At 61.1% G+C, this 5,976-nt stretch carries 13 protein-coding genes; 3 read left to right on the forward strand and 10 right to left on the reverse strand.

Annotated features, from left to right (window positions below; genetic code table 11):
• Window positions 1-14 precede the first annotated feature (14 nt).
• The 10 genes from Q0672_RS09670 to Q0672_RS09715 form a co-directional block, all read right to left on the reverse strand.
• Window positions 15-149: a hypothetical protein gene (locus tag Q0672_RS09670; RefSeq protein WP_298621777.1), complete on the reverse strand. Its 135-nt coding sequence runs from the start codon at window positions 147-149 to the stop codon at window positions 15-17.
• Window positions 150-151: 2 nt separating this feature from the next.
• Complete coding sequence (locus Q0672_RS09675; protein ID WP_298621778.1) at window positions 152-487, reverse strand: helix-turn-helix domain-containing protein; 336 nt, start codon at window positions 485-487, stop codon at window positions 152-154.
• 14 nt (window positions 488-501) lie between these two features.
• Window positions 502-747: a helix-turn-helix domain-containing protein gene (locus Q0672_RS09680; protein WP_298621779.1), complete on the reverse strand. Its 246-nt coding sequence runs from the start codon at window positions 745-747 to the stop codon at window positions 502-504.
• A gap of 195 nt (window positions 748-942) precedes the next feature.
• Window positions 943-1,632 carry a hypothetical protein gene (locus tag Q0672_RS09685; protein ID WP_298621780.1) on the reverse strand — a complete coding sequence of 230 codons (690 nt, stop codon included), beginning with the start codon at window positions 1,630-1,632 and terminating at the stop codon, window positions 943-945.
• 82 nt (window positions 1,633-1,714) lie between these two features.
• Window positions 1,715-2,017, reverse strand: a complete 303-nt coding sequence (locus tag Q0672_RS09690; RefSeq protein WP_298621781.1) for a hypothetical protein — start codon at window positions 2,015-2,017, stop codon at window positions 1,715-1,717.
• Complete coding sequence (locus Q0672_RS09695; protein WP_298621782.1) at window positions 2,014-2,400, reverse strand: hypothetical protein; 387 nt, start codon at window positions 2,398-2,400, stop codon at window positions 2,014-2,016. The genes Q0672_RS09690 and Q0672_RS09695 overlap by 4 nt, the downstream gene beginning before the upstream one ends.
• 101 nt (window positions 2,401-2,501) lie before the next feature.
• A complete protein-coding gene (locus tag Q0672_RS09700) occupies window positions 2,502-2,810 on the reverse strand; it encodes a HigA family addiction module antitoxin (protein WP_298621783.1) in 309 nt (102 codons plus the stop codon).
• Between the two features lie 11 nt (window positions 2,811-2,821).
• Entirely contained in the window at window positions 2,822-3,100 is a 279-nt protein-coding gene (locus Q0672_RS09705) for a type II toxin-antitoxin system RelE/ParE family toxin (protein ID WP_298621784.1), read from the reverse strand.
• 41 nt (window positions 3,101-3,141) lie between these two features.
• A complete protein-coding gene (locus Q0672_RS09710; RefSeq protein ID WP_298621785.1) occupies window positions 3,142-4,503 on the reverse strand; it encodes a tyrosine-type recombinase/integrase in 1,362 nt (453 codons plus the stop codon).
• Between the two features lie 150 nt (window positions 4,504-4,653).
• A complete protein-coding gene (locus Q0672_RS09715; protein WP_298621786.1) occupies window positions 4,654-4,815 on the reverse strand; it encodes a hypothetical protein in 162 nt (53 codons plus the stop codon).
• A 29-nt stretch (window positions 4,816-4,844) separates the two neighbouring features.
• Between Q0672_RS09715 and Q0672_RS09720 the strand changes: the two genes are divergently transcribed.
• Genes Q0672_RS09720 through Q0672_RS09730 form a run of 3 tightly spaced genes read left to right on the forward strand, consistent with a single transcriptional unit; the run spans window position 4,845 to window position 5,813 of the window.
• Window positions 4,845-4,979: a hypothetical protein gene (locus tag Q0672_RS09720; protein WP_255425183.1), complete on the forward strand. Its 135-nt coding sequence runs from the start codon at window positions 4,845-4,847 to the stop codon at window positions 4,977-4,979.
• 7 nt (window positions 4,980-4,986) lie between these two features.
• Complete coding sequence (locus Q0672_RS09725) at window positions 4,987-5,388, forward strand: DUF5710 domain-containing protein (protein ID WP_298621787.1); 402 nt, start codon at window positions 4,987-4,989, stop codon at window positions 5,386-5,388.
• 29 nt (window positions 5,389-5,417) lie between these two features.
• Window positions 5,418-5,813 carry a hypothetical protein gene (locus Q0672_RS09730; protein WP_298621788.1) on the forward strand — a complete coding sequence of 132 codons (396 nt, stop codon included), beginning with the start codon at window positions 5,418-5,420 and terminating at the stop codon, window positions 5,811-5,813.
• The last annotated feature ends 163 nt before the right edge of the window (window positions 5,814-5,976 follow it).

Here is a 5,976-nt window from a genome sequence, read left to right on the forward strand (position 1 = left end):
GACACCTTCGCTGCTCAAAGAAATGGGATCAAGACGGGACAGGGACGACGCTTACCCTGGTTCGCGGTGCGCAGAAGCTCATCGAGCAGGTCGTGAGCGAGCTCGCCCGCGCGCTGCTCTGCTGTCAGCTGGGTGACGTTGGGCGTCATACTCATGCTCCACCCCCTTCCATGAAGCCGGGTGCGGGCCATGACGGTACGCCCAGCGAGTACAGGGCCACGTTGCGCCGGATGCGCCCGCGAAACTCTACTTCGGGCAGGATCGTCGTTTGGACGTGAAAGCCCAGGGCACGCAGGTCATGAATGCGGGCGGCAGCCTCGGGAATCGCAAGCTCAGCGGTCATGCGGAAGGACAGCACGGCGCCTTCGCAGCGCAGCAGTTCGAGCACCTCGGCGCATTGCCCGGTGACGGCCGGTGGCCTATGATCGCGGCTGAAATCGTCTTTCGGGCTGCCCTCGTTGGGGTGGCCCTTTTTCTTGTCGGTCATGGCGTCCGCTCCCGTCAGGCAGTGGCGCCGGACTCGCGGGTGCGGGCCTGCATCCATGCCTCAAGGTCGGAGCGGCGGTAGCGGACCTTACGGCCAATTTTGAGGAAGGGGAGGGCGTAGCGGCCAGTGCTGCGCCAGACCGAGAGGGTGCCGGGGGAAACGTCGAGAAGTGCGGCTGCGGCGTGATCGTCAAGCAGGTCGGAGCCGGTGGACAGGACGGCCCGGAGGCCGGAGGTGTGGGCGGTTGGCTGAGTGTGCATGGTTCGCATCCAATTAATCCCGCTGAGGTGCGGTATGGATGCGGACTTTTGATTAAGCAGGGACCTGACAGGAAGCAGAAAAAACTGACAGGAAAAAGCCTGTCAGGTACCTGTCAGGCCTGCCAATACTGGGCTTCAGGGTGCCAGGCAAAAGTTTCGATGGAGCGACGTGGCAGGCTGAAATTCGGCTTGGTGTCAGTTCTTCAGGCCAAAGTGTTGGGCAATGATGACGCCGAATACGTGAGTCTCTCGTTTAGAAAGTCCGGCTTCCTTTTCCATCCAGGGGCGTACATCTGCATCTAGCTTCGCCTTGGATCGATTTGGGTATTGGCTCGGAAATTTGGCAATGAGTCCCAAGAGTTTCTTGAAAGTCTCCCCTTTGATCTGGAGTGCTTCTGAAGCATTCTCTCTCCAAGCTGACACCTCCTGCGTCATTGACTTGAGCTGCTCTAGCTCCGCTTCCAACTCGGTAATCCGGGCCTTCGCTCGGGTCAGTTCATCTCCTGTTGAGTGAGAGCCATTCGATTGGGGGAGGCTCTCCAAGTAGATGCCATGCAACCACTCGGGGATCTCCCACTTGCCGACTTCAACCGCAAACTTCAGTGCGTCGGAAAGCAGCAGCATTCTGTTCGCGGGATGTTCTAAACAAGCTTGATCTTGCTTGATTCCCGGGATAGGCCTAAGTAAGCGGTGGGTCGGTACCCCATACCCAAAAGAGGCGTCTAGCCTATTGCTGTCGATTGCATTCAGGATTTGAGTGGTTCTCTCTTGACTGTCCGGTTGTCGCTCAACTGTCTTTGGGTTTTCGTTGTATGTCAAAAGTATGAAGTCCGCCACCGTCAGAGTGGTGATTCCAGCCCAAAAGCTACGCCAGTCTTCCTTCATAGCGTCCTTCCCGCGTTCGCCGTATTTTCAGGTAGCCCGAAAGGCTTGAAGCAAGGGAGCGTGAGCCCCCTTGCTGCCTAAATCAGTCCCAATCTGCCCTGGCGGAAGCCACTCGAATGAAAATCTGATCGGCCAGTTCCTTGACTCGGCGAGCCCAGTCCAGCAGATCATCCGCCGCTCCAAACTCACGGCTGAAGGCGGCAGGGTCGCTTGCTTGTAAGCGCACCAAGGTGTCGAAGTTCATCTGTCCAAGCCGCAGGCACTCCGCCACGATGGACTTCATTTGCTCGTTGCTGAACAGCCTGAGCAACTGCACGCAGGCATCGGTTTCGCCCTCGAAAACGGCAGCCTCAGCAGGCCGCCAATGTTCTTGCGCTCCCATCATAGCCCCCTGATTGCGACAGATTTCAGGCGGTTGTTCCTCGCCCCTGCAGAGGCGAGGAGCCGGTGGACGTAACGCGTTTTCTCGCGAGCTTTCGCTTTGATGGCGGCCGAGGCCTCCTCTTCGGCGAATTTTGCCGCCATCTCGTCGAAGGTCTCGCCGAACCTCTCCCGCTGCGTCTCAGCGGAGCAAAACAGGCACTTGCACTGGGCTGCCTGATCCTCCGGCACGCCCTGGGCCCGAAGGCAGGTTGCAGCGCGTTCTCGCGCCATCAAGGTGGCCATCAGATCAGCCAACTCAACGCGCTTGTTCGTTTCGTTTCGTTTGTTGCACAACGAAACAGAACCAAACAAAACCGAACATCCGATAAACTTTTTGGTAGCCATAATGTGAACCTCATTTTCACGTGGTGGTCAGGGCCGGCGGGTGTTGGTAGCACCTGTCTGGCCCGCTTTGCCGGAGGCCGTCCGGCGGCGGTAAAACTCGGTCAGGCCGCCAGCAACTCCGGCGCCCGCTTCACGACAGGGGCGCCCGCGGCGCGCGCCTTCCAGAGGTCGTAAGCGGCCTGCTGTGCGATCCAGGCATCGGCGCTGCCGCCGTTCTTCACGCCCAGCCAGCCTTCGAGGCGCAGCGCCATCTCGGGTGAGATGGCTGCTCGGCCGTTGAGCACGCGGGACAGTGCCGCGCGAGTCACGCCGAGCTGTTCGGCCGCCTGGGTGACGGTCAGCCCCAGCGCCGGCAGCACGTCCTCGCGCAGCGCTTCGCCAGGGTGGGGCGGGTTGAACATCGTCGTCATGGTGGATCCTTTCAGTGGTAGTCCTGGTAATCGACCAGAACTGCGTCTCCGCCGTCGAAACGGAAAGTCAGGCGCCAGTTCCCATTCACCGTCACCGAGAAATGGCCCGCCAATTCGCCCTGAAGAGGGTGCAGGCGCCAGCCTGGCAGATTCATGTCCTCGGGTGCGTTGGCGGCGTGCAGTCGCGCCAGTTGGCGGGCCAGCTTCGGGGCATGGTGGGGCTGAATGCCTGCCTTGGTTCCGGTTTCGAAGAAGGCCTGAAGCCCTTTGTGCTCGAAGCTCTTGATCATGGCTCAGTGTATAGCATGGGGTTACATTGTTCAATGTAGCGTTATGACTTGCTGCGCTTCTGCCGAAGCGGAAGCACATCAGCACCTTCCTTCAGGCCGGCGGCTTCGAGCATTGCAGCGGTGGCGACGTTCACCGACTGGCGCACGGGGTCCAGATCCAGCCGCGCGTAGATCGCGGTGGCCTGGTGGGTCTTGTGATTCAGGCTCTTGCCGATGATCGCCATCGATGCGCCGGTCTTTGCCTGCCAGCTGCCAAGGGTGCGGCGCAGGTCATGGATCCGCAGGTCGGTCATGGCGAAGTCAGCAGGGTTGATCTGCGCCGCGGTCGCCAGGGCGTGATGCCGCTTTTCAGCCTTGGCGATCCCTTGCGCCAGTAGGGCGTCGGCCTCGGTGCGGGCGGAGTCTTCAAGCTTGAGGGCATCCAGCAGGCGGAGCAGGCTGGCGGTGCGCAGGATCGTTGCCCATGCCTTCTTCGGTTCAACGAGGTGCCCGGTCTTGCCGGTGCCCGGGAAAACGAACGGGGAAGTGCCGGCACGCTCCTGGCGTGCCTTCAGCACCATGACGGCCTCTGGCGACAGCGGAACATTCTGCGGCGTGCCGTTCTTGGTCTTGACGATGCGCCACACGGCGCCGGGAAGGTCGAGGTCGCGCCAAGTCATCGCCTGTACGTTGGAGCGGCGGGCGCCGGTGAGCAGTGACAGCAGGAAGTAATCCCTTTGGTCGGACCGCGCGACGGCCTCGAGAAGGTAGGGTAGTTCGTAGCCTTGGGCGAAACGGTCGCGGGACGGCGGCGGGTTCTTCTGCACACGGCTGGCGGGATTCGGGCCGGTGAACACTTCTTGGTCGGCCATGAAAGTGAAGACTGCGGACACGACTGCCACGGCCCGGTCTGCCTGCGCCGCGCTCTTGGTGTTCGCCTTGCGGTGGATCGCCTTCACTTCGGCGCGTTCGATCTGGGACAGTTTCTTGCCGGCGATGGTGCCCAGGTAGAGGCGCATCACGTCTTGGTAGTCGCGCTTGGTGCTCTCGGCCAGCGGTGTGCCATCGCGCTTGCGTTTGCCAGACAGGAAGGTCTCGAAGGCTTCGGAGAATGTGGGCTCTCCGCGCACCGCCCGGCGCGCAGTCGCCGGGCTCGCTCCGGCCTCAATCTCGGCATTCACCGACGCTGCTGCCTTTCGCGCTTGCTCCACGGTCATGGCCGGGAAGCGCCCCAGGGTGACCCGCTCAGGCGCTCCCCCCTTGGTTCGCCGGTAGATCGAGAAGGTCTTGACGCCCGTTGATGAAACGCGCAGCTGCAGGCCGGAAATCTTTGAGTCGTGGTACGTGTCGCGACTGCCAGGCTTGGGAGACGGAAGGGCCTCAATCTTTTCTTTTCCGAAGAGGAACCGTTTCACTTCGCCCATGTTTTCACCGTTATGCGTTTGAGAAAGTCGGGGTTACGCTGGGGTTACGGTCTGGGTCGAAAAACAGTAGGTTTCGTGTAACCCCGTTAAGCTGAAGTATAGGCTAAGTTCGTTGATTTGTATGGTGTTATTAAGGTTTGTTTGTCTAAGTTAAAGTTGGCCCCCTCTAACTTGTAATGCGAAGGTCGAGGGTTCGATTCCTTTCACCGGCACCATTGGATTCAAGGAGATAGGCCGATCCGTCAGGGTCGGCTTTTTCATTGGGCTCGCGCGGCGGAAGAATCCGCCCGGCTTTTCTTCTTCCTCCAGCATCAACTCTGCATCCTGAAATGCATGGAATCGTGGGTTACATCATCATCGGCGGATGCGTCGTCGTCGCGCTGGTGGCGGTGGCATCGTTTGTGATCGACATGCGGCAAAGCCGGCAGGGCGCCGAAAAGCGGCGCCGGCTTTCGTCGCGCCTGACTGGAAAGTGACCCCGCCATGAAAACCTACCTGCGCGTACCGTTTGCCGAGAAGGATGAAGCCAAGCGCCTGGGCGCGCGCTGGGATCCGGCGAAGAAGCTGTGGTACGTCCAGAGCGTTCCCAATCTCGCGGCCTTCGAGCGTTGGCTGCCGGCCCAGGGGGATCTGGTGGAGGCCGCCGCGAAGCCGGCGCCAGCCGTCCGCACGAAAGCGGCTCAGGTGCAGACCGGGCCGCGCTACTTCGAACTGCACTGCGACTGCCTGCCGTGGGTGGGCTGTGCGGCGTGCGGGCCGGTGGTCGAGGCCCGGGGCTGGCGCGCGCCGCACAGCCCACCCACGGCAGGCAGTCGCAGTGCATCTGGGGTGAGGCGACGCGTTTCGGGTATTCCGGCATCAAGCTCGTCCGGCCGGGGTCGTTAAGTAATGGCCCCCAGCTGTCAGCCGCGACCATGCAGATCCGTATTCACACCAAACATCCCAAGGACGGTCGGTCATTCAAGATCACGATGGTGAACTTCCCCGACGACCGCGCCGACGATTTTGCCCGCAGCGTCAAATCCCTGGCCAAGGTCACCTATGGGCCGCTGCTCCAGCAGCTTGTCACCGAAAAGGCGCCGGAGGCTCGCCGCGATGCCTTCTTCGACACCCTCTTCAACAGCATCTGCGGCGAGTTCCACATGTTCGGGAGCCAGTTCGACTTTACCGATTCGATGGATCGGCAGCCGGTCGATCTCTTTCGCAACTTCCTGAGCCTCTGCGCGTCGGTCTATACCGCCCAGACCTTTGGCTGGCTGCCGACAACGGCGCTTCTGCAGGCGCCGGACAAGACGTCGGCACGGGGCTGAAGCCGCGGCGTTGGCGGGCTTTCCTGATGACGAATCCGACCGCCTGATGGTGATGATGCAAAAAAAGCTTGACGCAGCATTTCGACTTGTCTAATATGGCGTTTCTCCGACGCGGGGTGGAGCAGTCTGGCAGCTCGTCGGGCTCATAACCCGAAGGTCGCAG

The sequence above is a fragment of the uncultured Zoogloea sp. genome (assembly GCF_937894855.1).
Lineage (GTDB): Bacteria > Pseudomonadota > Gammaproteobacteria > Burkholderiales > Rhodocyclaceae > Zoogloea > Zoogloea oryzae.